The 23100-nt window shown below is 66.7% G+C and carries 24 protein-coding genes; 10 read left to right on the plus strand and 14 right to left on the minus strand.

Annotated features, from left to right (window positions below; translation table 11 throughout):
• Positions 1-55 precede the first annotated feature (55 nt).
• Positions 56-475, plus strand: coding sequence for a plastocyanin/azurin family copper-binding protein (locus C1746_RS03890; protein ID WP_205711695.1), 420 nt, complete (start codon positions 56-58; stop codon positions 473-475).
• A gap of 51 nt (positions 476-526) precedes the next feature.
• On the opposite strand, the gene C1746_RS03895 is transcribed toward C1746_RS03890, so the two are convergent.
• From C1746_RS03895 to C1746_RS03950, 12 genes are all read right to left on the minus strand, one after another.
• Positions 527-2419, minus strand: coding sequence for a heavy metal translocating P-type ATPase (locus tag C1746_RS03895; protein WP_116713372.1), 1893 nt, complete (start codon positions 2417-2419; stop codon positions 527-529).
• A complete protein-coding gene (locus C1746_RS03900) occupies positions 2416-4908 on the minus strand; it encodes a heavy metal translocating P-type ATPase (protein ID WP_116713373.1) in 2493 nt (830 codons plus the stop codon). The genes C1746_RS03895 and C1746_RS03900 overlap by 4 nt, the downstream gene beginning before the upstream one ends.
• Positions 4905-5690: a class I SAM-dependent methyltransferase gene (locus tag C1746_RS03905; protein WP_116713374.1), complete on the minus strand. Its 786-nt coding sequence runs from the start codon at positions 5688-5690 to the stop codon at positions 4905-4907. Before C1746_RS03905 ends, C1746_RS03900 begins: the two co-directional genes overlap by 4 nt.
• On the minus strand, positions 5687-5995 hold the full coding sequence (locus C1746_RS03910; protein WP_276309951.1) for an ArsR/SmtB family transcription factor: 309 nt from the start codon (positions 5993-5995) through the stop codon (positions 5687-5689). The genes C1746_RS03905 and C1746_RS03910 overlap by 4 nt, the downstream gene beginning before the upstream one ends.
• Before the next feature lie 142 nt (positions 5996-6137).
• The gene (locus C1746_RS03915; protein ID WP_116713376.1) at positions 6138-6356 is read right to left on the minus strand and encodes a hypothetical protein; all 219 of its coding nucleotides are present in this window, start codon (positions 6354-6356) and stop codon (positions 6138-6140) included.
• Entirely contained in the window at positions 6353-6907 is a 555-nt protein-coding gene (locus tag C1746_RS03920; protein ID WP_116713377.1) for a DUF3105 domain-containing protein, read from the minus strand. The genes C1746_RS03915 and C1746_RS03920 overlap by 4 nt, the downstream gene beginning before the upstream one ends.
• Positions 6904-7830, minus strand: coding sequence for a hypothetical protein (locus C1746_RS03925; protein ID WP_116713378.1), 927 nt, complete (start codon positions 7828-7830; stop codon positions 6904-6906). The genes C1746_RS03920 and C1746_RS03925 overlap by 4 nt, the downstream gene beginning before the upstream one ends.
• Positions 7831-7843: 13 nt before the next feature.
• The gene (locus C1746_RS03930) at positions 7844-9409 is read right to left on the minus strand and encodes a cell wall-binding repeat-containing protein (protein WP_116713379.1); all 1566 of its coding nucleotides are present in this window, start codon (positions 9407-9409) and stop codon (positions 7844-7846) included.
• The gene (locus C1746_RS03935) at positions 9406-10479 is read right to left on the minus strand and encodes a hypothetical protein (RefSeq protein WP_205711696.1); all 1074 of its coding nucleotides are present in this window, start codon (positions 10477-10479) and stop codon (positions 9406-9408) included. The genes C1746_RS03930 and C1746_RS03935 overlap by 4 nt, the downstream gene beginning before the upstream one ends.
• A gap of 20 nt (positions 10480-10499) precedes the next feature.
• Positions 10500-12284: a copper resistance CopC/CopD family protein gene (locus tag C1746_RS03940; protein ID WP_116713381.1), complete on the minus strand. Its 1785-nt coding sequence runs from the start codon at positions 12282-12284 to the stop codon at positions 10500-10502.
• Positions 12285-12436: 152 nt separating this feature from the next.
• Positions 12437-12952: a hypothetical protein gene (locus C1746_RS03945; protein ID WP_116713382.1), complete on the minus strand. Its 516-nt coding sequence runs from the start codon at positions 12950-12952 to the stop codon at positions 12437-12439.
• A 108-nt stretch (positions 12953-13060) separates the two neighbouring features.
• On the minus strand, positions 13061-13573 hold the full coding sequence (locus tag C1746_RS03950; protein WP_116715557.1) for a DUF305 domain-containing protein: 513 nt from the start codon (positions 13571-13573) through the stop codon (positions 13061-13063).
• 155 nt (positions 13574-13728) lie between these two features.
• Between C1746_RS03950 and C1746_RS03955 the strand changes: the two genes are divergently transcribed.
• The 3 genes from C1746_RS03955 (at position 13729) to C1746_RS03965 (ending at position 16521) form a co-directional block, all read left to right on the plus strand.
• On the plus strand, positions 13729-14184 hold the full coding sequence (locus C1746_RS03955; protein ID WP_116713383.1) for a hypothetical protein: 456 nt from the start codon (positions 13729-13731) through the stop codon (positions 14182-14184).
• 17 nt (positions 14185-14201) lie between these two features.
• Positions 14202-16238: a heavy metal translocating P-type ATPase gene (locus C1746_RS03960; RefSeq protein WP_205711698.1), complete on the plus strand. Its 2037-nt coding sequence runs from the start codon at positions 14202-14204 to the stop codon at positions 16236-16238.
• Between the two features lie 112 nt (positions 16239-16350).
• The gene (locus C1746_RS03965; RefSeq protein ID WP_162867358.1) at positions 16351-16521 is read left to right on the plus strand and encodes a hypothetical protein; all 171 of its coding nucleotides are present in this window, start codon (positions 16351-16353) and stop codon (positions 16519-16521) included.
• 19 nt (positions 16522-16540) lie between these two features.
• On the opposite strand, the gene C1746_RS03970 is transcribed toward C1746_RS03965, so the two are convergent.
• Positions 16541-17101: a DUF305 domain-containing protein gene (locus C1746_RS03970; RefSeq protein WP_116713385.1), complete on the minus strand. Its 561-nt coding sequence runs from the start codon at positions 17099-17101 to the stop codon at positions 16541-16543.
• 94 nt (positions 17102-17195) lie between these two features.
• Here C1746_RS03970 and C1746_RS03975 point away from each other — a divergent pair, with 94 nt between their 5' ends.
• Entirely contained in the window at positions 17196-18134 is a 939-nt protein-coding gene (locus C1746_RS03975) for an alpha/beta fold hydrolase (protein WP_116713386.1), read from the plus strand.
• Here C1746_RS03975 and C1746_RS03980 read toward each other — a convergent pair.
• On the minus strand, positions 18131-18418 hold the full coding sequence (locus C1746_RS03980; protein WP_116713387.1) for a metal-sensitive transcriptional regulator: 288 nt from the start codon (positions 18416-18418) through the stop codon (positions 18131-18133). The two genes, C1746_RS03975 and C1746_RS03980, sit on opposite strands and share 4 nt — an antisense overlap.
• Positions 18419-18560: 142 nt before the next feature.
• Between C1746_RS03980 and C1746_RS03985 the strand changes: the two genes are divergently transcribed.
• The 5 genes from C1746_RS03985 (at position 18561) to C1746_RS04005 (ending at position 22796) form a co-directional block, all read left to right on the plus strand.
• Positions 18561-18914: a hypothetical protein gene (locus C1746_RS03985; protein WP_116713388.1), complete on the plus strand. Its 354-nt coding sequence runs from the start codon at positions 18561-18563 to the stop codon at positions 18912-18914.
• A 99-nt stretch (positions 18915-19013) separates the two neighbouring features.
• Positions 19014-20474, plus strand: a complete 1461-nt coding sequence (locus C1746_RS03990) for a copper resistance CopC/CopD family protein (RefSeq protein WP_162867359.1) — start codon at positions 19014-19016, stop codon at positions 20472-20474.
• A gap of 35 nt (positions 20475-20509) precedes the next feature.
• On the plus strand, positions 20510-20890 hold the full coding sequence (locus tag C1746_RS03995; protein WP_205711699.1) for a c-type cytochrome: 381 nt from the start codon (positions 20510-20512) through the stop codon (positions 20888-20890).
• 14 nt (positions 20891-20904) lie between these two features.
• Positions 20905-21246 (plus strand): cupredoxin domain-containing protein, encoded by a 342-nt coding sequence (locus C1746_RS04000; RefSeq protein ID WP_116713391.1) that lies wholly within the window; start codon positions 20905-20907, stop codon positions 21244-21246.
• Between the two features lie 305 nt (positions 21247-21551).
• Positions 21552-22796 (plus strand): M23 family metallopeptidase, encoded by a 1245-nt coding sequence (locus tag C1746_RS04005; protein ID WP_162867360.1) that lies wholly within the window; start codon positions 21552-21554, stop codon positions 22794-22796.
• Positions 22797-23100: the final 304 nt, after the last annotated feature.

Here is a 23100-nt window from a genome sequence, read left to right on the forward strand (position 1 = left end):
GGACCTCTCTGGTCCCAGCACAACCATCCGTTCAACTCCACCTTGAGGAGCTGACATGAATCTCGCGCAGCGAACGGTCAGAATCACCAGGGCGACGGCTTTGGTCGTCGCTCTCATGCTCTGGACGACTGCTTGTGGACAGAACGGTGGTGGCGCTGCAGATCAGCCGGTCGATGGGCCGATCGACCCGGAAGCGGTGGAAGCGGATGCGGTCTGGGTGGCCGAACAACTTGCCTTCACCGATGCGCCGACCATGATGCCCTCGGGAGACGTGACACTCGGCCTACGCATCGACGGCGGGTTCCCACACAACGTCGTCTTCGAGGGTGTCAACGACGACGAACCGCTCGTGGCCGGCGAGGGGCAGGGGGCTTTCACTGAGACAGCCTCACTCGTGGCTGGGGAGTACACCTACTACTGTTCGATCGCCGGTCACCGGGCGGCAGGCATGGAAGGGCAGATCAGGGTTCGCTGAGCCGAGTCCCACAGAAGCGACGGCCGCGAAGACGTCGGCGCTGGGCAGCGGTCATCCGCGCGCCATGCGGGTGCCGTTGGCGATCACGACCAACTCCGACAACTCATGGGCCAGGACCGCCAACGGCAACCCGATCAGCCCGACCAGTGCGCCCGGAACCAGCACGGCCAGGATGACGAACGACAGTACGAGGTTCTGACGCACGACCTGACGGGTGCGGCGACCGATGCGGATGGCCTCGGTGAGCTTGTGGAGGTCGTCGGCCATCAGCGCGACGTCGGCGGTCTCGACGGCGATGTCGCTGGCTGCGGTGCCCATGGCGATGCCCACCGACGCGGTCGCCAGCGGCGGTGCGTCGTTGACGCCGTCGCCGACCATCGCCACATGTCGGAAGCGGTCGTTCAGCCTTTGGACGTGGGCCGCCTTGTCCTGCGGCGACAGGCCCGCACCGACCTCGTCGATGCCGACCTGGTCGGCGATCGACTTGGCCGTGCGTGGGTTGTCGCCGGTGAGCATCACGACGTGTTCGATGCCGAGGTCGTGGAGGTCGCTGATTGCCCGGACGGACTGCTCGCGGACGGTGTCGGCTATTGCCAGCACGCCGAGGACGGCTCGGTCGTCAGCGAGCAGCACGACGGTGCTGCCCTCCTCCTGGAGCATCTCCACCTCGACGCGGACCGTCCCGAGGTCATGCCCCTGGTCCTCCACGAATCCGGGGGAACCGATCACATGGCGAACGCCGTCCACGGTGGCGTGCGCGCCACCACCGGTCGTCGCCTCGAACCCCTCAGCGGCTGGCACCCGAACCCCACGCTCCGCGGCCGCGGTCACCACCGCACGCGCCAGAGGGTGCTCCGAGAGCCGCTCGACCGCGGAGGCGATCCCGAGCACGACGTCGTCATCGCGCCCCTCGGGGGTTCGGACCTCCACCAGCTGCGGCTGGCCTCGCGTGAGCGTACCGGTCTTGTCCATCGCGACTACCCGCAATCGACCCAGTTCCTCAAGGTAGATCCCGCCCTTGATCAGCACCCCCTTGCGGCTGGCGTTGCCGATTGCGGCGACATAGGTGACGGGGATCGAGATGACCAGCGCGCAGGGCGCCGCGGCCACCAGCACAGTGGCCGACCGCAGGAGCCAGACGTTCCAGTCGCCACTGATCAGCCCGCCGAGGACGGCGATCAGCACGCCGGCACCCAGTACCGCCGGCGAGTAGATGCGGGCAAAGCGGTGCATGAACTGCTCACCGCGACCCGTGCGCTCCTGCGCGTCGCTGACCAGCTCGACGACCTTGGCCAGCGTGTTGTCCGCCGCAGTCGCGGTCGCCTGGACCACCAGCGCCCCATGGGCGTTGGACGTCCCTGCGAAGACCCGGTCTCCGGGACCCTTCTCGACCGGTAACGACTCCCCGGTCACCGCAGACTCGTCGATGGCGGTACGTCCCTCCGCGACGACCCCGTCAGTCGCGACGTTCTGGCCCGGCCGGACCAGGAACCGGTCACCGACGACGAGGTCGTCGAGCTCGACCTCCTCCTCCCGGCCGTCGTCGTGCAGGCGTGTCACCCGTCGCGGGGCGAGGTCCAGCAGCTTGCGGATCGCCGCCCGCGTGCGGTCCTCGGTGAACTCCTCCAGCGCCTCGGAGATCGAATACAGGAACGCAAGCGACGCGGCCTCGCCCCACTCTCCCAGCAGGCCGGCGACGACGGTCGCGACCGCCATCAGCAGCTCGATGCCGATCTCGCGTTCCTCGATCAGCTCCTCCACCGCTTCTGCGGCGAAGAACCGTGCCCCGACCACGGTCGCGAGCACATATATCCCCGTCGGGATGGCCGCTGGGGCACCGGTACGACCGACGACGAAACCCACTGCAAGCAGAGCACCCGCGGAGATCGACCAGCGAACGGGTGCCGCGTCCCACATGCGCTTGTCCGGCCAACGACTCCTCATCGGTGCTCGTAGCGGAGCAGTCGTAGGGCGTTGGCCACCACGACGAGGGTGGATCCCTCGTGGAACACGACGGCTGGACCGATCCCGACGAACCCGAGAAGTGTGGCAGGGATCAGTAGGGCGACGATGCCCAGGCTGAGGTAGAGGTTCTGCTTGATGATCCGACTCGCGCGACGGCTGAGGCCGATCACGACGGGCAGCGTCAACAGTTTGTCGCCCATCAACGCCACGTCCGCTGTCTCCAGCGCCACGTCGGAGCCCGCCGCACCCATGGCGATCCCGACGGTGGCGGTCGCCATCGCTGGTGCGTCGTTGACGCCGTCGCCAACCATGGCCACGAGCGTCTCGGCCTCACGGAGCTTCTCGATCGCATCGACCTTGTCGTCGGGCATCAGGTTGCCCCAGGCGTCGGTCAGGCCGATCTCCTCGGCGATCGCGTCGGCGACCAACTGGTGGTCACCCGAGATCATGATCGCCCGTTCGACACCCATCTCCCGCAGCTGCAGGATCATCTCCTCGGCCCCCTCCCGAGCGGTATCCATCAGCCCGAGCACGCCCAGTGGCCGCGAGCCCCGACCGACGATCATGATGGTGCGACCGGTCTGCAGCAGCTCCTCGGCCGCCGCGCGCACCGCCGGGTCCAAACGCCCGCGCTCCTCGAACAACGCCACGTTCCCGATGTAGACCTCCTCGCCCTCGACGGCGCCGCTCACGCCACGACCTGTGATGGATCGGACGTCCGTCGCGGCGGGTACATCATCAGTACCGAGCCGCTCGAGTCCGTCACGGACGACCGCCGCGGCCAGCGGATGGTCGCTGCGTCGCTCTACGGCGATGGCCGTGCGGAGCAGTTCATCTTCCGACGACCTCTCCGCAGGCACGACGTCGGTCAGCCGGGGTCGTCCCTCCGTCAGGGTCCCTGTCTTGTCGAAGGCCACGGCGCGAAGGGTGCCGAGGTTCTCCAACGGCCCGCCGCCCTTGACGAGCACACCGAGGCGGCCGGCCCGCGCCACCGCGGCGAGCACCGCGCTGGGAGTCGCGATCGCCAAGGCACATGGGCTCGCGGCGACCAGGACCGACATCGACCGGTAGAAGGCCTCCGACCACGACGCGCCGAGAAGGGGGCCGCCGAGGAGCACGGCCACCGCCAAGACGATCACCGACGGCACGAACACCCGCTCGAAGCGGTTGGTGAACCGTTGCGTCGGCGATGCGTTCGTCTCCGCCTCCCGCACCATCGTGGCCATCTGCGACAGGGCGGTGTCGGCCGCCAGACGCGTGACCTGGAGATCGATCTGGCCGCTGCCGTTCAGGGTGCCTGCGAACAGCCGCGACTCCTTGCGCACGTCCCTGGGTCGCTCAGCGGCATCTGCTGGGTCATCGACCGGCTGCTTGTCGACTGGAATGCTCTCGCCGGTCAGCGACGCCTCGTCGACGCTGCTGGTCCCCGCCAGGACGAAGCCGTCTGACGGGATGCGCTCATTCGGCTTGACCACCACGACGTCACCGACCACGAGTTCCTCGACCGGCACCTCGCTCTCCTGGTTGCCCCTGCGGACGATCGCCGTGGGAGGTGCGAGCTCGGAGAGCGCCTCGATCGCGCGACGGGCACGACCCATCGCGTACCCCTCCAAGGCATGCCCGATGCTGAACAGCGCCAGCAGCAGCGCGCCCTCCTCCCACCTGGCCAGGAGCGCCGCGCCACCCGCGGCGACCAGCATCAGGAAGTCGATCTCGAAGCGGCCGTTGCGCACGCCTTGGATCGCCTCGCGCACTGTGAAGAAGCCACCGAACAGGCCAGAGGCGATGAACACCGTCGTCAACGCCGACTCAGGCAGCAGACCACCGAGCTCAGCGGCGAACCCGGCAGCCCACAGCACGCACGAGGTCACCGCGAAAATGATCTCCGATCGTTCGCCGAACGGGCCGCCGTGTGCGTGCTCGTCGTCGTGTGGCGCGTCCTTCTCGCCCGATGCGACCTGGCCAGCCGTGCTTGGCTGTGTGACCACCGGCGCGTCCAGCGGTCCCTTCTCACTCCTCAATGCGGCGTCAACGCGCACGCCGAGGTCGGCCAGCGCGTTTCTCAGCGCACCCTCGGCGATGTCCATCCGGTCGTACTCAACGCGCACCAGGCTCAGTGTGACCTCGGCCTCCACGACGCCGGGCTGGCGACGGAGCGCCTCGGCGACGGACCGGGCACGGCGGGAGTGGGTGATGCCGGAGACGTCCCACAGGACGTGACCGAATCGCTTCGTGATCTCCGCCCCTGCGGACCGGGCGGCCCGCCGCACGTCCCCGACGCTGGTAACCGCACGGTCGACGTGTAGGCACAGGCGGATCGGGGAGTCGTCGTCGGGCGTGATCAGGTGGACCTCGTCCAGTCCCTCCATGCCTTGTAGCGAGCGCTCCAGGCGCCGCAGACAGCGATCAGACTGATCGCCGACGTCGGGCAGCAGCAGTGGGAGATCGAGCTCAACGATGTCGTTCATGAAGGGCTATCCATGCCAGACGCGTCGATATGCGCCTGTGGGTCGGGGGGGAGGTCGGTGGTTGGGCTCGCGTGATCGGGGATGGTTCCCACAGCCAGATAGACCGCGCCGGCGTGACTGGTGGCGACAATCACCTCGCTGAGATGTCGTCGAATACTCGTCCAGGGCGTGATGTCTCGATACGCCGGGTTGACACCGAACGGGCGATTGAGCAGTGAGCCGAGCCGAACGGCCCAATTGGGCCAATGTTCAGGCTCGCGCAGACCGACCGACGCGATCCGTGCCCCTGGGCGCAGACTCCCGACGAGCTGCCGGATGACGGCGTCTTGTTCGGGAACCATTTCCAACGCGAACCCGGCGATCACGCCGCTGGCCGTTGCCGGTGGCTCGTACTCGCGCAGGTCTGCCCGGATGAATTCCACGTTGCTGAAGCCAGCGGCATCGACTCGTCGGCGTGCTCGAGCAAGCATGGCCTCGGAGAGATCAACCCCTATGACCTGACCCTCTCGACCGACCTGCTCGGCCAGAAACGGCAGGTTCCAGCCCGTCCCGGTCCCAAGATCGACGACCGTGTCTCCAGAAGAGAGGTGAAGTTCGGAGACTGCACGACGCTGCAACCGGCGTCCGCCGACCCAGTCGTAGGGCTCTACGAGCACGTCATAGGCGCCGGCGACACGGTCGTACAGCCGCTGGACACCGACGGCATCCCTGATGCCGACTTGCCTGCTGTTCAGCCACGCCAGCCCTCCAACGGCAGCTGCGCATACCAGCAACCGCTTCATCGCGTCGGTATCTGGGTCTCGGGGGGCGGACAGGCGACCGCGCTGTCGATGGCAAGTACGACGTCAAGCAGGTCCGACAGGGCATGAGCCAGGTTCGCGTCCACCAGTTCGTAGCGAACGCGGCGGCCCTCGTAGGTCGCCACAACCAAGCCGCACCCCCGCAGACACGCGAGGTGGTTGCTGACCACCTGTGGGGAGACATCGAGCGCAGCGGCCAGTTGGGCCGGGTATCCCGGACCACCGAGCAGCGCCATGAGCAGACGACAGCGAGTGCGATCAGCGAGTGCCCGGCCGAGCGTTGCCATCGCATCGAGTCGAGAGACAGCGCAATCGTTCATGATCCATCGAACAATACATGATTCGCTGTAATACAACACTCTCCTTTGCCGTACACCTCGCCGCGGGCGTTCGGGCAGGATGGACTGGCGGTGAACGCCACCCTGTTCCTCACGGTGCATCATCGGCGTCGGGGGTCTGATCGAGGGCATGGGCGCGATCATCTGACAGCTGTCGATCTCGACGGACGGTGTAGGCCACGACCGAACCGATGAAGCCCACGATTGCGAGGACGACCACGACGAACACGACCGTGGCGCCACCCCGGCCCGCTCCTGGAGCCGAGTCTGTCGCGGCCAGGAGCGTCGCCAGCGCGTTGACGGGGATCATGAGGTCCCGCTCTCATCTGTCCGGGGAGTGGTGTCAGTTCCCGGCACGGCGGGATCTTCAACCGCATAGACGTCCACGAAGGTGTCAAGGGCGTCAAGATCGACACCGTCACAGCGTTGCAGGACACCCCACCCGGCGAACGTCACCTCACCCTCGCTCAGCGGGTCGTAGGGGGTGACGGAGACCCGATCCGCGTAGTTGTCGCGCACCTGCTGTTCCAGCCTCGACCGCTCGGTGTCCTGCAGCCCGTTGTGGGTGATCACGACCGCTCCCACTTCGAGCACACTCACTTGCTGGGGCTCGCTGAGCGTGTCGATGGTGATCGGGATTGCCCCTGATGCGTGCCAGCCTGAAGTTGGTGGAGTGGAGCTGTACGGCACAGGCGGTGGGGTGTCGCCCAGCAGGTGACTGCCGAACTGCAACGCGGGGAACTCGGGGGCAGAGCAGGCGGCCGTGGCCTGCGGGGTTCGGTCTGCCGGCGCCGCCGTCCCACACCCGATCGCCAGCACAGTCAGTGCGCCACAGAGTGCGGTCACGGCTCCACTGCTCATGCCAGCTGGTCGGCCAAGGCGCCGATCTCCTGGGGTAGGACGGTCAGCGGCCCGTCGAGTCTTCCCGCGATCATGCCGTCGCCGTCGATGCCGAACAGCCAGGGCTCGGACGGCAGATTCCACTCCGTCACTTGGTCGGCCACGGTGAGCCCTGCATCGGTGAACACTTCGAGGTGTACCCAGGCCACGTCCTCGTCGGCCCGGCCGGTGCGGACCGACTCGATGACATCGACGGTCGGACCACAGATCGCGGTCTCGCAGAACGCCGGGGTCGCGATGGTCAGCATGACCGGGGTTCCTGCGGCGATGAGATCATCGAGACTGTCCTCGTGCATCCCGCACGGGGGATCAAGGGTGCAGATTCGCTCGAATCCGAGCTGGTCGTCCGGTGTCGGGGTTCGGACAACCGGAGCCACGACGCCAGGTGCGGGAACGGTTGCGTTGTCGGGGTCAGCGACGCGCAGAGCAGTCTGCCCTGCAGCGCCGTCAGCTGTGAGGGCCGCGAGCGGGATGGCGCCCGGTGCTGGCAGGTCCAGACGGACCACGTACAGCCCGAGAGGTTGGTTCGGGATCTCGGTGAAGCTCGCAGCTACCGGGCCAGTCGGTGGCTCGCCTGGCTCGGCACGCGTCCACACCTCGACATCGGCCCCGGTCACGGGCGTGTTGTCGGCGCCAACCAGACCGAAGGCGAAGATCCGTCCGTCGCCGGTGAGCGTCTCGAAGCTGGCATTGATGACCTGGAGTTCGCTCGTCCGGTCCGGGGCGACCTCGGCGAGCAGATCGTCGGTCTCTGGTTGGGCCGCAGTCGTTGCCGGCGTCGCTGAGGACCCGGTCGCGTCCTGCGGCGGATCCGTGCTGCAGCCGGCCAGCAGGGCGACCACGGCCGCACTGGAGCTCCGGATGAACGTTCGTCGGGTTGGCATGGGTCTCCTGGATCTAGGGGGTGAGTTGTTGGTCGATGGCCCTGATCGCGTCCTCGGACAGGGCGGCAGTGCCACCGATGGCATGGATCTCGTTGATGTCCTGGGCGCGGTCAGCAACCCAGTCGAGCACCGGCGTCGACGCGGTTGGATGCCCCATGAGCAGAAGGACCGATCCCTTGGCCGACATTGCAGGGCCGGCTGCAAGCGCATCGGGGAAGTTGTCTGCGGTGGCAAGGTGGAGCACCGCTGCTGAGGCGTCGACGGGGCCGGCCAGAATGGCATCGGTCACAGCCAGGGCCGTGCTCAGTCGTTCGGGTCCTGCAAGCCGTCGGACCGCAATGCCTTGTGAGGTCAATTGGTCGACGACGTTGTCACTGATGACTGCGGTCCCGCCGATGACGGTGATGTTCTCAAGCGCAGTCAGGTCGTCGATGACGGCCTGCGGCAGTTGGTCTTGGGCCGTCAGGAGGACCGGCGCGCCGGTGTAGGCAGCAAGGGTGCTTCCCATCAGCGCGTCGGGCCATCCTCGTCCTGGATCGCTGCTGAGCGGTGCCAGGACCGCAGCATCCTGCTGTCCCCCTGCCGCACGAACGGCCGCCGCGACCTGTCGGGAGAGATCGACCGGGTCCGTCCCCTGGATCGTTGATGCGGTCGTACCGGTGCTCGACGTCAGCCGGGAGATCGTGGCCACATCGACCGCGCCGACAACGGTTATGTGTTCAGCTTCCAACCGCCAGAGCTCCTCGACCACATCCACCGGCGGCGACCCCTCTGGCGGGACGAGTAGGACCGGCCCGCCCTGCAGGGCCGCAAGCGGTGCGGCAACCAACGCTGCCACGTACTGGTCTGCAGGGGCGACTACCACCTGTTCAGCGGTGTCGTGGCTGGAACGAGACAACGCCACGGCGGTGCCGATACGATCCGGTCCGGCTTCGCGGACGGTGCTGGAGGGCACCTCGGTCGATGTCTGACTGGTGCTGCGGCCTGCCTGCTCGGCTGCGGCCAGCGACGCGTACGGGTTGATCTTGCCCGTCGCTCCCCAGTCGTGATCGTTCCAGATCTCGAAGTGGAGTTGGTCGACGCCGCAGGCGGCATTGCCGGAGGAGCCGTTGTAGCCGATGTGCTCGCCCTTGGCGACCCGGACGCCTGCCAAGGTGCCGCTCGACTGCAACTGCTCGACCAGTCGAGGACTGAAGGCGTTGGCTACACCACCGAGACCGTCGCAGCCGTCCGGTCGTCCCGGCGTGTCGTTGTTCAGGTGGACGTAGAAGTACCCGCGACCGTCGTCGCCAGCGATGGCGAGGTAGTACGACGAGCACGGCTCGTCGGCCGGGCAGTCCTCACCCTTGGCCTTGATGATCTCACCGGCTTCGGCGGCGAAGATCTGATGCATCTGTGGCGCAAGGATGTCCGTTCCTTCGTGGGTCCGACTCTCCCCACGAGGGGCACCCCAGGTGTCGGAGTATGTGGTGACGGGTGTGGCCACCGGGAACCAGATGCCGTCGTCTGTCGTGGCCGCGGGTGGTGGCAACGTCATCGCAAAGAGGGCGGTCAGGACGAGGGTCTGGATCAGTCTCATGATTGCTCCTCAGTTGTGATCGGCACGCCGTCGAACTCAGCCAGCAGGGCTCTGGTCCCCATGACCGCGGCCACGCCGAGCGGGATGACTTGGGCGAGGCTCGCGGCGATCACGGTTCGGGTCAGCCAGCCGGGGAACACACTGGCGGTCTGGGAGGCGCCGAGGACTGAGAAGTACAGCAGCCCTTGGCCGATGAAGATCGTCCCTGCCGAGACCCCCAACGCCGTGAAGGCTCCGTCTCGGGACTGGATCGCCCGCACAGCGCCGAACACCCCGATCGCGATGAATGCGAACGTCTGAACGGCCGAGACGATGCTCTGGCTGAATGGCACCGGCGTGGCGCCAAGATCATCGATCAGGTGAAGGACGTTTGCGGCCGCGATGACCAACGCAATCATGCCGCCAGCCCGAGACAACGCACGCCAGGTGAACGACTCAGGATCAGGCTCACTGCGGCTGAGCGGAATGATGATCGGGATGCTGAGCAGGACCACGGCAGGAATGAGCCACACCAGCGGTGATTGGCCTGGCACCCAGATCAGGTCGCCGGCAACCTCACGCGACGCACCGCCGATCTCGACGGGCACCGTCCACGCGTTGACCGTCTGCACGGTTCCTGGGTTGGCGGCGACGGCCGGTGGATCGGCCTGGGCCATCCAGTGGATCCGGTGGTCATGCCACGCATAGGTCGAGCCCTCGCTGATCTGTTCCCACTCCGGATCCTCCTGCGCACCAACGCCTGCCGGGACAGCTGTCTGGCCGAACCGGTCCTCGTTGAGGTAGGTGGCGGCGCTGTTGCGGTTGCGAAAGACCCCCTCGGGGCCGATGCGCAGGTACGGCTCGCCGGTGTAGCCGGGCACGCGCACCTCGTCATCCGTGTCGTTGCGCAGTTCCAGGTACTCATCACCGTTCAACACCTGCCATTGCAGGCCGTCGACCTCGGGTGTCGCGGTTATCACCGAGGTGAAGTTCGTCGCGTCCGATCCTCGGCCGTGAGCAGCTGCCGGCGAGGCCACGAACGCCATGATCAGCAGTCCAAGAACGCTGACCGTCACCACCCGAGCTGTCATCAGCCCCGTCACATGCCGACTCACTGGATCACCATCGTTGCCGTGGCACGACTGGTCTGACCATCAAGGTCGACATCAACGGTCATCAGATACTGTCCTGCCACAGGGATGCTCTGGTTCAGGGCCGTGTAGTGGCCGGGGCCGGCGAGGAACAGGTCGACGTCGATGTCGTCCGTGCCAGTCAACTCAAGACGTGCGTCATCGACCGGTCGGGGCTGTCCGTTTTCACCCAGGACGTACAGGTGCATCACGTTGGTGCCGGGCCTGGCCGGATCAAGCGTGAGGTTGACGGTCGCCTGATCGGTCAGCTGCATGGTTACGAACTCCACGCGGGCAGCGGCCTCAGCCTCGGCGGGGATGCTCGACGCCAACCCACCTGCAACTCCCAGGGCAAGCGTCATGACCACGAGTTCGGCCGCACCGAACCGTCTGAGGGCGCTCAGCCCCTCAACACTCGTGGAATGGATCGTCGCCGCGCGCAGCCGAGGGATTGCACGACTGCGGTTCACCCACCCGAGTCCGGCGATGATCCCGAACAGAACGGTCTTTGCGATGACAAGCCGACCGTAGGCCGTACTGGTCAGCTGAGCCAACTCTCCGATGTGCAGCAGCGCGGTAACCACTCCACTGGCCAGGACTGCCCAGATGGCAACACCTGCAAGTCGACTGAACCGGACGACGGGTTCGATCCCCAGGGCGGGGTCCTTCCGGCTTGTGTGGATGACACCCACGATGACCGCCAAGCCACCGACCCAGGCGGCCGCGCTCACGACGTGTGTCCAGTCGCTGGCGACGGCGAGTGGGACCGGACTCGTCGTGCCAGCGTGGCCCCAGACGCCGGGCAGAATCGCCGCAGACAGGCCAAGCGCGCTCGTGATCACCGCGCCGCGACGGCCTCGGCCACCCATGGCGAGAGCCGTGATCCCGAGACCAAGTGTGAGCTGAACCAGTACGAACCGGCCAAAACGAGTCGCGGCGAACTGCCCGGCCAGCTCGCTGCTGAGCGCCGCTGGTAGCGGTTCTGCGGCCGCTGTGGACATGCCGAACACGAACACCATCGCCGCAGCGACGCTGAGCGCGCCGCCTCCCCAAGCGGTCAGGCGACGCATCACATGGCGACGATCTGCCGCGCCCTGCCCGTCACCGGTGAACAACCAGAGGTAGCCCACCAGCCCGGCTGCGATCGCGACAAGCGCGAGGTAGTCAAGCACTCGGGAAGCCAACAGACCGACCGCCGTTCCTCGACCGGCGTCCTGCAACTCGATGCCCGGTGACCCCTCGGCCCCCTGTGGCCCCTCCATGGCGGCGGTCGGCGTGGGGTCTGGCGTCGGAACGGCTGCGACAGTGTCCTCCGACGGAGTCGTGCTCGCGGGCGGTGTGAGCTCCGGCTCGGCTTCCGCTGCGTCCTCGACCGGGGCCGACTCAGCTTCCGATGGCTGCATCGAACCGTCCTCCGAGGTCGTCGGTTCTCCCGGTACCGGGGCTTGCTGTGGTGGGTTCAGGATGAAGGTGAATCGCGACTCCACCGGATGCCCGTCCACCCCGATGACCCGGAAGACCACCGTGTAGGTACCCGGGATGGCCACATCCGTCATCGGCACGACGATCTCGGGCCCATCGATCTGTGCTGCTCGCGCGTCCACGCGAACACCGCCCGGATCGAAGACCTGAACGTTGGAGAAGGACGCCTCAACCGGCTCGCTGTACGTCAAGACCACCCGCTGTGGCGCACTCGCGACGGTCTCTCCGCCGCTCGGATCGGTTGCCACCAGTTGCGCGTGTGCGGCCGCTGGGGTGGCCGACATCGCGAGCAGTACCGAGGACGCAAAGACTGTCAAGACCGATACGGCAACGCATCGGAGGAAGAACTGCACAGGAATCAAGACCCATCTCGGCTCGCTGGCCGACGGAGAACACGACCTCACGCATCCACCACCCAGACGGCAGCGAGTGCGTTTCAAGCGGTCGTTGGGGGTCCCCTCCCGAGAACCGAAGCCACCCAGAAACGGGAGTGCCACACCGGTAGGACTTCGACCTGACCACGCGGGATGACCGCCGCGGCGGGCTCCAGGCCAGCACGCGGCCACCACTGGATGAGCGCAAGACTCACCGAGGCGATCGCGGCAGTCGCGCCACTCGCGAGAAGCACACCCAGCGGCGCCAGCGCCAGCCACGGGTCATGCAACAGGTGCGAGCCGAAGCCGTCAACCATGGCCGTCTCGGCGACGAGATACCCCACGACGCCGACAGTGCGGCCGATCACGAGTGACGGGCTACCCAGCCGTGACCGTGCAGACGTCTCTTGACACGCGCGGACAACGACAACGACCAGCGCAACCACCGCGACCGGCAGATGCACCTGGTGGACGCCAACGGCAGCTGCGCCGCTCAGGCCATGGGCCAGCATTCCAATCACCGCGTGGCATAGCGCCACCGCGGCGACCTCAGCAAGAGCACGCTGCCAGATCGACATCACCCTGGAGGCTAACGCGGCCCACCCGCATGACACATGTCTGTTCGGCGACCCGAGCGGTCACGAGACTGCTGTCTTGGTGCCGCTCGCTCGGGCGGACGTGATCGACTAGTCGGACTCTGTCGCGAAGTCGGGCACCGGTCGGCTGGCTGCGTCCTCACCGGTGGTCGCCGCGCCGTTGGTGGCGATGTCGTCGATGAGCCACTGCATCTCCGCGATCTCGCGGCGTTGGGCTTGGATGATCTCGGTGGCGAGCTCTTGGACGCGGACGTCTTGGATGCCGGCTCGTTCGCTGGTGAGGATGGCGATGGAGTGGTGGGGGATCATCGCCTTCATCCAGTTGGTGTCGTTGATGGTGATCTGACTTCTGACGAGGAACAGTGATGCGGTGAACACGGCGATGGCTGCGATGACGATGGTCACGTTGACTGTGGTGCTGTTGTAGGAGCGCCACATGAAGCCGAGCATGATGACGGCCATCGTTGCGCCCATGAGCAGAGCCATCCAGGCCCTCGTCTCAGACCACTCCACGTGGGAGGCCTGGTAGGTGTTCAGATACATGAGGCCGAGCATGACGACGGTGGATGTGGCGATCATCGCTGCGAACCGGCCGTAGGACATGCCGCTGTTGCTGCTGTGGTCGGACTCGGTCGGGTGCTGTTGGGGTTGCAAGGTACTCATACTGTGGGGTAGTACCCCAAAGACCGCGCTGTTGTAACCGCGAATCTCGATCTGGGGTGTTCTGGTTTGAACCGTCGGAGCGAAAGGGTGGCCTGATGAGCGGGTCTCTTCCTACCAAGGGCGAGGTGGTCCCGTCCCGAGAGGGCGTGGTGGGCGCTGTTGTGCCGGCCGTGGCCGGGGTGGTGGTCGGGGCGGTGCTGAGTGGTGTGTATCGGGCGTTGCCATCACGTGTTGGCCGTTTGGCGTTGGTGCAGCTCGGGAGTGCGTTGGGGGCCATCGGGGCGGGCGCGGCCATCCGGTCTGGTCAGCCGCGTCCGGCCGTCGTTGAGAGCACGGCCGCGATCGGGTACGCCGGGGTTGTTCATGCGGCGGCGCATATGGCGCCTGCCGTGTTGCCGCTGGTGATCGCCGGTCATGGCGTCTGGGATCTGGCGCAGCTGGGTCGGCCAGACGCCGTGCCACCGGCGTGGTGGTATCCCGCATTCTGTGCGGGGGTAGATCTGACCTTGGGTGTGCTGCTGACGGTGGTCGGGCGGGAGCGGACACGGTGAGTGATCGGACACGTGAGATGACGAAGGATGAAATGGCCGACCAGGGCGAGGGTCAGCACGACGACCACGGCGGGCACGGAGACGGCGGGCACGATGACCACGCGGCCATGTTTCGTGATCGGCTGTGGCTCTCGCTCGTGCTCAGCGTACCGATCCTCGTCTTCGCTGAGGGGGTCCAGGAGCTGTTGGGGTTCACGGCGCCCAACTTCCCCGGCTCGATGTGGGTGGCGCCGGTGCTCGGGACGGTGGTGTACCTCTATGGAGGATGGCCGTTCCTGACGGGTGGGGTGGGGGAGGCCAGGAGTCGGCAACCGGGCATGATGCTGCTGATCGCGATGGCGATCACGGTGGCCTACGTGGCATCGATGGCCAACGCGTTGGGCGTGTTCTCTCGGGCGATCTGGTGGGAGCTTGCACTGCTGATCGACGTGATGCTGCTGGGACACTGGGTGGAGATGCGTGCGGTCGGTCAAGCCCGCGGGGCGCTGGAGGCGTTGGCCGAGCTGCTGCCCGACGACGCCGAGCGGGTGTCGGAGGACGGCAGCGTCGAGACCGTCCCGGTAAGCGAGCTGTCAGAGGGGGATGTCGTGCTGGTGCGCCCCGGTGCGCGGGTGCCGGCTGATGGGATGGTGGTCGATGGCTCGGCTGATGTGGATGAGTCGATGATCACCGGCGAGTCGACGCCGGTCCCCCGGACCGAGGGGGAGCGGGTCGTGGCGGGCAGTGTGGTGGCTGACTCCTCGATCCGGGTCGAGGTGGATGCGATCGGGGAGGACACGACCCTGGCGGGCATCCAACGCATGGTCGCTGAGGCGCAGGAGTCGAAGTCGCGAACGCAGGTGCTGGCTGATCGGGCCGCGGCCTTGCTGTTCTACGTGGCCGTCGCTGCCGCGGCCATCACGGCTGTGGTGTGGCTGGCCGTGGGCGCGCCCACCGACGCGGTGGACCGGACGGTGGCGGTGCTGGTGATCGCGTGCCCGCACGCGCTGGGTCTGGCCATCCCGCTGGTGACCGCAATCTCAACCTCGAAGTCGGCCAGCCACGGGATCCTGGTGAAGGACCGCGGTGCCCTGGAGCGCATCCGTCTGGTCGATGCGGTGCTGTTCGACAAGACCGGAACGTTGACGCGAGGTGAGCATGTCGTCACCGATGTGGCAACGGTCGAGGGCGTCACTCGCGAGGAGCTGCTGTCTCTGGTCGGAGCCGTGGAGGCCGATTCAGAGCACCCGCTGGCCCGCGCGATCCACACCCTGGCCAGAGACGAAGTGGGGGAGCTGCCCACAGCGGAGGGCTTTGAGTCGATGACCGGACGTGGCGTGCAGGCGACCGTGGATGGTCGCGAGGTCTCCGTCGGTGGTCCCGCCCTGCTCCGGGAACTGGCCGTCCAGGCCCCCGACTCCCTGCAGTCGACCACGGATAGGTGGGCCGAGCGTGGTGCGGCGGTCCTGCACGCCATCGCGGACGGTGAGGTGATCGGTGCGATCGAGCTCGAGGACGAGATCCGCGACGTCTCCGCCGAGGCGGTGAAGGAGCTGCACGACCGAGACATCCAGGTCGTGATGATCACCGGGGATGCCCAGCAGGTGGCCGACGCCGTCGCCGCGGATCTGGACATCGACGAGGTCTTCGCCGAGGTGCTGCCCGAGGACAAGGACGCCAAGGTCGCAGAGCTGCAGGACCGCGGGATGACGGTGGCCATGGTGGGCGACGGCGTCAACGACGCCCCGGCACTGGCACGCGCTGACGTCGGTGTTGCCATCGGCGCTGGCACCGATGTGGCCATCGAGTCTGCCGGGCTGGTGCTGGCCTCCGATGATCCCCGTGGGATCGTGGCCATCCACGACCTGAGCGAGGCGACGTATCGCAAGATGGTGCAGAACCTGTGGTGGGCCGCCGGGTACAACATCGCGGCCATCCCGCTGGCCGGCGGGCTGCTGGCACCCATCGGGTTCGTGCTCCCCATCGCCGTGGGAGCCGCGTTGATGAGCCTGTCAACGGTCATCGTGGCGCTCAACGCACAGCTGCTCCGCCGCGTCGACCTGGACCACGCCTGAACCCGTCCGCGTGCCAAGCCAGGCTGCGGTCGGTGTGCCTGATGTTGCTTGCGATGGTCGCCTCGGGGTGCACGGCGTCACCTATCCATGCTTGGTCGATGACGGCGCGGTGATGGCCGCACAGTTCGCTGGGATCGCCCCGCAGGGCTTGCCCTCAACGGTCCTGATCGATGCTGATCAACGGGTAGGTGTCGCCCTGCTTGGGGCGGTCAACACCGCCCAACTGCTGCCCTACCTGGACACGCTGCTCACCGAGGGCACCACAACCGACGACGTCAACTGAACCGACGCGGCGTCGTGGTTCATCGGGTCAGGTGTTGTCGCATCTGCTGGACCTCACGTGTCTGCATCTCGACCATCGACTCGCTGAGTTCGATCATGGTCGAGGACTGACCTTGCGCCGCGGCCTGGCGAGCCATGCCGGTACCGTGCTCATGGTGGAGGATCATCTGTTCCAAGAACGCCGTCTCCACCTCCGTCGCCGTCGCCTCGCGGATCGCTGCGGGGTCAAACGCCATCCCCGCTGTCTCCTGGACGGTCTGCTCCTGCCGTGCTGCGAGCCACTGGTTCATCGTGGCGTTCTCTGCACGTTGCGCCTCGTCGATGGCCGCGGCGATCTCCCGTATCTCGGGGTCGACCCCGTCGGTCTCCAGGAGCACCTGTGCCATCGCGATCGCGTCAGCGTGGTGAGGGATCATCATCTGCGCAAAGCCCACATCGACCTGGTTGTACGCAGACAACGCCTCTGTTGCATACGGGGAAGGGTCGGCGACGGTCTGGGGTGTCGAGCAGCCGGCGATCAGCACCAGCCAAAGGCAGGACATGGCGACGCGACGAGCGGGTCGGGTGAATCGGATCTCCATCCTAGTAGGGTACTGCGGGGGAGTACATACGGCCTATCCGCCCGATGTCCGTTCGCACGATGGGTAAGGAGACCACGATGACTACCGGTGACGTGTGCGTACCCCCGTCCGGCTGATCCTCGGCGGGTTGGGCCTGACCGCGATGTGGCAGCTCATCCACCGCCTGTCGGCGTCGGTCCGCAGCTGGGAGCCAGCTGACCGTGACCCGGTGTTGGGCGGTCCGTTGGCAGCCAGCGCCACACCCTTGGACGCCGACGGGCCCCTCGTGGTGCTGCTGCACGGCATCACCGCGTCGGGGGGCAGCTTCGGCGCTGCCTACGACGACCTCTCCGTCCCTGTCGTGGTGCCTGATCTACTCGGTTTTGGCGGGTCGATGTTCGTGCAGCGTGCCGACTACACCGCAAAGGAGCACGTCCAGGCGGTCATCGACACACTCCGCGGACTGGGTGTGGCAGAGCGGCCACTGTTGTTGGTCGGTCACTCCATGGGGGCCGTCCTGGCGCTGAAGGTGGCGGCCGTCCTTGCCAACCCCGTGGGGGTCGTGGCCATGTCAGCGCCGCTGTATGACTCAGAGGAGGAGGGCCTGGCCTACATCGGCGAGGCCGACCCGCTGGCCCGTCTGATCGCAACAGGTGTCGTCGCAGAGCGTCTGTGTCGATGGATGTGTGAGCACCGAGCCCTGGCTCGCACGATTTGGCCGCTGCTGGCTCCCAAGTGGCCCCGAGCAATCGCGGCCGACGGTGTCCTCCATACCTGGCCGGCCTACCGGGGTAGTCTGCAATCCTTGGTGCTGGACAGCCGCTACGCAGACGCGCTGGCCACGCTGGCGGCCCGGGCTGTCCCGGTCGTGTTGGTCAACGGGGACCAGGACGGGGTGCCGGTGCCCGGTCGAACCGATGCACTGACTGGCCTGTCCCCGGTGGTTGGTTCCGAGGTCGTCTCGGGAGCCGACCACGGCCTGCCCGTCTCACACCCTCACGCCTGCGTCGCCATCATCGAGCGGGCCCTGCAGCGGCTGCCCGACCAGAGTTAGTTGGCGCGGATGAGTCGGCTGATCGCAGCCGTGGCCTCCGCGACCAACTCCTCCACCTCCGCTGGGTCGTCCCTGGTGACCGCGCCGGTGACACAGTGACCCAGGTGGTCATTGAGCAGGCCGATCGCCACCTTCTGCAGTGCCCCGTCTATCGCGGCGATCTGCTGAAGAATGTCAATGCAGTAGATGTCCTCGTCCACCATCCGCTGCAACCCGCGGACCTGGCCCTCGATACGTGACAGCCGCCCTTTGTACTCCTGCTTGTTCTCGGTATAGCCATACATCAGGCATCGTCCACATCACGTCACGGCCAACAGCGTCTCCCCCGAGTCTACCGACCCGCCCGACGAGCAGGTGCGGGTGAGGGGATGTCAGGTCCGTGGAGGATACTGGCGGGGGGTACCACACGGTCCTACACTCCTGCGGGTGAACGGCGGGATCGTGGTCATCGTCACCGCAGCACTCGTCGTGCTGCAGGGACTTGGCCTGCTGGTCAATCATGACCACCCGCCGGACCTCGCGGGCCACCAGCACCAGTACGTCGGCCATGGCGATGACCATGTCGGGCACGCTGGTGACGCTACTGCGTCTGGCGAGCACGGTGACGCGAGCGAATCCCTGCCCAACCAACGCGCCAGTATCACCACGGTGCTGGCGCTGGCTGCCGTTGTGGCCTATGGGGCGGTGGAGCGTCCCTTTCACGCGACGCGACCGTTTGGCGGGGGCGGCGTAGGCCAGCGGTCACGCTCACCCGGCGGAACCACCATCCTCCGCGTCTAGATCTGGCGGGCGCCCCCGCTCTGCCGCATGGCGGAGCGGCTGTGTGATGCGCCCGACCTCGAACGCCAGATCTGCAACTGCGCCAGGAGGCTTCCTACCGTGACCCGACATCTTCCCGCCCTGCCCATTCCCATCCTGCTGACCCTGGTGGTGATCGCCACCACCGGTCTGATGGCGGCCAGCCCAGCTGCGGCACACTCCGCGCTTGAGTCCGCAGATCCCATGCCCGATTCAACCGTCACCGGCGTGGTGGATCGTCTCGAACTCCGGTTTGGCCAGCCCGTCGACGTCTTGGCCGACAGCGTCGCCCTCACGTCAGCCGACGGGCTCATCGCGTCGCAACCGACACCACAGTTGCAGCCCGACGGCGTCACCGTGCTGGCCGATCTCGCAGACCCGCTGTCGGCCGGCCAGTACTCCGTCCAGTGGCGAGTCATCGGCAACGACGGTCACCCCATCGAAGGTGCCTACGCCATCACCGTTGGCCTACCCGCCGAACCCGACTCCACGCAACCTTCAGGTTCCGAGGAGCCGACTGCAGCGGCAGTGCCCGCAGCAGCAGTGGCCGACACCAGCCCCGCTCCGCCAACCGACCAACCCAACGAGCTGGCCGCCATCGCCTCCCCTACGTCTGTCGACCTGGGCGTACCCATCAATGATCAACAGGCTGAGACGACCAGGCAATCCGGTGCCGAGACCGTCCAGGACATCGGCCGCTGGGCGGTCTTCGTCGGCACGTTGGCCGTTGTCGGCGTGCTCATCTTCGGCCTGGCAGTCCACCCCGACGGGCTGGCAGACCGGCACGTGCTGAGCCGCCTGGTCATCGTGACCAGCGGACTGACCGCCACCGCCACGACGATCCAGTTCGCCGCCCATGTCGCGGTCATCGCCGGCACCGGCGCCGCGGGGGTCCTCAGCGGTGATGCCTGGGGGATCGTGATCGGCAGCGGCATCTTCTGGGCCACACTCCTCCGCGCCGGCTCTGCCATGCTCATCGGCGGCATCGCCCAACACGAACGGTGGATGGACCGGACCACCCACAAGATCGCGGTGGGGCTTGGTGCCGTGGCACTCATCGGATCGTTTCAGTTCACGGGGCACACCGCCACCAGCACTCCGACGCTGATCGTTCGAGTGGCCGACGCGATCCACATCACGGGAGGAGCTGTCTGGACCGGTGGGGTCCTGGCCCTCGCCGCTGTGATGGCTGCCCGCCGCCGACGCCACAGCCCAACCGCCCCGGTCGTCAGCCGATTCTCCGTCGCAGCAACCGTGGCCGTGGCCACCGTTGCACTCGCCGGCGTCGCCCTTGCCGTCGTGGAGCTCGACAGCATCAGCTCGCTGTTCACCACAGGCTACGGCCAGCTGCTGCTCGGCAAGGTCGCCCTGGTCGGCATGCTCGGCGCCATCGGTGCACACAACCACCGCCAACTGGTTCCAGCCATCATCGCAGGACACACGGAGGCACAAACACGCATGCAGCGCACCGTCGGCATCGAGTTGGTCCTGTTCGTGGCCGTTCTTGCCCTGACCGCCGTGCTCGTTCGGCTCTCCCCATGACCCGACAAGCCTCGAACTATGTACTCTGGGGGAGTATGCGCCGACTGCTGGTACTGCTGGCCACAACGGTGGCTCTGACGGCCTGCGCCACCGAAACGCCTCCGGCCGCCAATCCGGTCCTTGACGGCAGCGGCGACGTCGCAGCCGGAGCAGAGCTGTTCACCGCGCACTGCGCGCAGTGTCACGGCCCCGACGCCGGCGGCTCCGACAACGGACCGTCATTCCTGAGCGACATCTACATCCCCTCCCATCACGCCGACGGCGCCTTCCTCCTCGCCGTCCGAAACGGCGTCCAGCCACACCACTGGGACTTCGGGCCGATGCCCCCACAGCCCGGACTGTCCGACCAGGACGTCGCCGACATCGTCGCCTGGGTCCGCCAACAACAGCGAACCGCTGGCCTGATCGAGCAGTGAAATGGAAAACCAGAATGGTGCTCGCTGTGCTGTTGTCGGCCACAGCCACTGGCTGTGCACCGCCCAACGCGCCCACCGACACGCTCACCATGACCGACTTCGCCTACGACCCCCAACCAGTCGTCATCCCAGCCGACACCCCTGGCTACCCCCTCCAACTCATCAATGACGGCACCGCACCCCACGACTTCAGCGTTGAAGGACTCCCCAACGACATCCGCATCCACCTCGCCATACTCCCAGGCGACCAAACCCCCTACCCACTCCCCGCCATCCCACCCGGCGAGTACACCCTCTACTGCGGCGTCGTCGGCCATCGAGAAGCCGGCATGGAAACCCTCCTCGTCGCTCGATGAACAGGTTCTGGACCTCACCGGTGTTGACGATCACCGGGATGCTCAACCGCGTCGTCCACAACAACTTGTCGCAGACCACAGCGCGTCATGCCCAGCACCAAGCTCTTCAACAATCTCTCGGCGCGACACTCACTTCTCCAAGGGGTATACGCACCCAACGCAGGGCCACTACTCCGCCGAACGTCATCACGTCCGCGGGCGGTTCCTCGCCCTGGATCCGACCCGGGCATGCCAGGTGGCTGAACCAGCGTTCTCGGAGGTGACACGCCACTCAAGTGCTCGGCGGAGATGCCGATGAGCCCAGCGTGGCACATCTTCAACGCCGCCCATGGCGACACGTACTGACGACAACGCTCGTCTTCGGCGTCCTGGCGCTTCCTACCCCCGGCGTCGCCCAGCAGGCCCAGCCTGCGGTCGGGGACGAGGGCGTCGAGCAAGTGGCTCCTGCGGATCTGACCGCTGAGGAACTCGGCCGGATCGGGCAGGCCGAGGCGCTTCTCGAGCAGTCGATGGCCCAACGGGAAGCGATCACCCAGCGACTCGACGATCTAGCCCGCGACTTCGAGTCTGCGCGAGCTCACTCCGAACGCTTGTCAGGCGAACTTGCGGGTGCCGACGGCCTCATCGAGCAGGCAGAATCCGAAGCGCAAGCCGCGGTCCGTGCTCAGGCGGACCAAATTCGTTCCGCCTACATGCAGCCGGGCCTGGACCTTGCACGGGTCTCTGGCGCATTCCTGCTGGCACCCGATGCCAGCAGCGCACTCCACTCCAGTGCGGTCATGCAACGCGTCGCAGCCAACCGCGGAGGCATTGCCGAGGCGCTGGTTCGCCAAGGTCAACAGGTCGTGACTGACGTGAGCACTGCTCGTGGGATCGCCAACGGGACTGCTGCTGCCATGGCCGATCTCGAGAATCTATCCGACACGTTCAACGAGGCGCTCGACACGGCGACCAACGAGGTCGCGCAAGCTGAGAGCCTCCTCGCTGCAGCCCAGGCGGATGCACAAGCCGCAGCCGAAGCCCGGGTGGCTGCGGCCGATGCTGCGACCGCATCCGCACAGCTCGCGGCCTCGGACGGCGTCGGCAGTTCGGCACTCATCGGTGTGACCGGAACCTCACCCGTTCGACAGGCGACTGTCAACGGCGGCACGCAGGCCATGACATGTCCGCTGGGTCAACCAAACGGCTTCATCGACTCCTGGGGCTTCCCCCGTTCCGGCGGCCGCAGTCATCAAGGGGCAGACATGTTCGCGGCTCGTGGCGTGCCGCAGTACGCAATCGCAGACGGCGTCGTGGGACGGGTCAGCAACGGGGGTCTTGGTGGTGTGGCCCTGCGAATCATCGACGATCTCGGAAACCGCTACTACTACGCCCACCTGTCGGCCGCATACGTGTCAGAGGGACAGCGCATATCAGTCGGGCAGTTGGTGGGCGCCACCGGCAACAGCGGCAACGCTCGTTCCACACCACCTCATCTGCACTTCCAGTTCCACCCTGGCGGCGGCAGTCCAGTGAATCCGTTCCCCTTGGTCTCGGGGCTCTGTCGGTAGGCTGCGGTGCCGGATGAGCAATTCAGAGTCCCTTCGGGCACCGCGTTCGACCAAGTCGTCGCTGACCACTAACGCGACGACCTCCCCGCCCTGATCACCGCGCATCTTCGCGTGGTTTGGGAAGAGGGGGACAGCATGTCCATCGGGCAGTTGCGATCTGGGTGGGCCTGCCGGTCCCTCGGGTCAAGAGCACAGTTCCTCGTGTTCTGACGCGGTGGTGTTGTACCGACGCTCGTCCTCAACCGGCTGCGTGCACACCTGACAGGGTGCTTGAAACTTCGGAGTCTCAGAGGCCTGACGGCTG

The organism is Euzebya tangerina, from assembly GCF_003074135.1.
Lineage (GTDB): Bacteria > Actinomycetota > Nitriliruptoria > Euzebyales > Euzebyaceae > Euzebya > Euzebya tangerina.

What these genes read in the sequence shown, in the direction of transcription:
- C1746_RS03890 (WP_205711695.1), top strand. Translation starts at nt 56, where the DNA reads ATGAATCTCGCGCAGCGAACGGTCAGAATCACCAGGGCGACGGCTTTG.
- C1746_RS03895 (WP_116713372.1), bottom strand. Translation starts at nt 2,419, where the DNA reads ATGAGGAGTCGTTGGCCGGACAAGCGCATGTGGGACGCGGCACCCGTT.
- C1746_RS03900 (WP_116713373.1), bottom strand. Translation starts at nt 4,908, where the DNA reads ATGAACGACATCGTTGAGCTCGATCTCCCACTGCTGCTGCCCGACGTC.
- C1746_RS03905 (WP_116713374.1), bottom strand. Translation starts at nt 5,690, where the DNA reads ATGAAGCGGTTGCTGGTATGCGCAGCTGCCGTTGGAGGGCTGGCGTGG.
- C1746_RS03910 (WP_276309951.1), bottom strand. Translation starts at nt 5,995, where the DNA reads ATGGCAACGCTCGGCCGGGCACTCGCTGATCGCACTCGCTGTCGTCTG.
- C1746_RS03915 (WP_116713376.1), bottom strand. Translation starts at nt 6,356, where the DNA reads ATGATCCCCGTCAACGCGCTGGCGACGCTCCTGGCCGCGACAGACTCG.
- C1746_RS03920 (WP_116713377.1), bottom strand. Translation starts at nt 6,907, where the DNA reads ATGAGCAGTGGAGCCGTGACCGCACTCTGTGGCGCACTGACTGTGCTG.
- C1746_RS03925 (WP_116713378.1), bottom strand. Translation starts at nt 7,830, where the DNA reads ATGCCAACCCGACGAACGTTCATCCGGAGCTCCAGTGCGGCCGTGGTC.
- C1746_RS03930 (WP_116713379.1), bottom strand. Translation starts at nt 9,409, where the DNA reads ATGAGACTGATCCAGACCCTCGTCCTGACCGCCCTCTTTGCGATGACG.
- C1746_RS03935 (WP_205711696.1), bottom strand. Translation starts at nt 10,479, where the DNA reads ATGACAGCTCGGGTGGTGACGGTCAGCGTTCTTGGACTGCTGATCATG.
- C1746_RS03940 (WP_116713381.1), bottom strand. Translation starts at nt 12,284, where the DNA reads ATGTCGGCCACCCCAGCGGCCGCACACGCGCAACTGGTGGCAACCGAT.
- C1746_RS03945 (WP_116713382.1), bottom strand. Translation starts at nt 12,952, where the DNA reads ATGTCGATCTGGCAGCGTGCTCTTGCTGAGGTCGCCGCGGTGGCGCTA.
- C1746_RS03950 (WP_116715557.1), bottom strand. Translation starts at nt 13,573, where the DNA reads ATGTCCTACGGCCGGTTCGCAGCGATGATCGCCACATCCACCGTCGTC.
- C1746_RS03955 (WP_116713383.1), top strand. Translation starts at nt 13,729, where the DNA reads ATGAGCGGGTCTCTTCCTACCAAGGGCGAGGTGGTCCCGTCCCGAGAG.
- C1746_RS03960 (WP_205711698.1), top strand. Translation starts at nt 14,202, where the DNA reads ATGACGAAGGATGAAATGGCCGACCAGGGCGAGGGTCAGCACGACGAC.
- C1746_RS03965 (WP_162867358.1), top strand. Translation starts at nt 16,351, where the DNA reads ATGGCCGCACAGTTCGCTGGGATCGCCCCGCAGGGCTTGCCCTCAACG.
- C1746_RS03970 (WP_116713385.1), bottom strand. Translation starts at nt 17,101, where the DNA reads ATGGAGATCCGATTCACCCGACCCGCTCGTCGCGTCGCCATGTCCTGC.
- C1746_RS03980 (WP_116713387.1), bottom strand. Translation starts at nt 18,418, where the DNA reads ATGTATGGCTATACCGAGAACAAGCAGGAGTACAAAGGGCGGCTGTCA.
- C1746_RS03995 (WP_205711699.1), top strand. Translation starts at nt 20,510, where the DNA reads ATGCGCCGACTGCTGGTACTGCTGGCCACAACGGTGGCTCTGACGGCC.
- C1746_RS04000 (WP_116713391.1), top strand. Translation starts at nt 20,905, where the DNA reads ATGGTGCTCGCTGTGCTGTTGTCGGCCACAGCCACTGGCTGTGCACCG.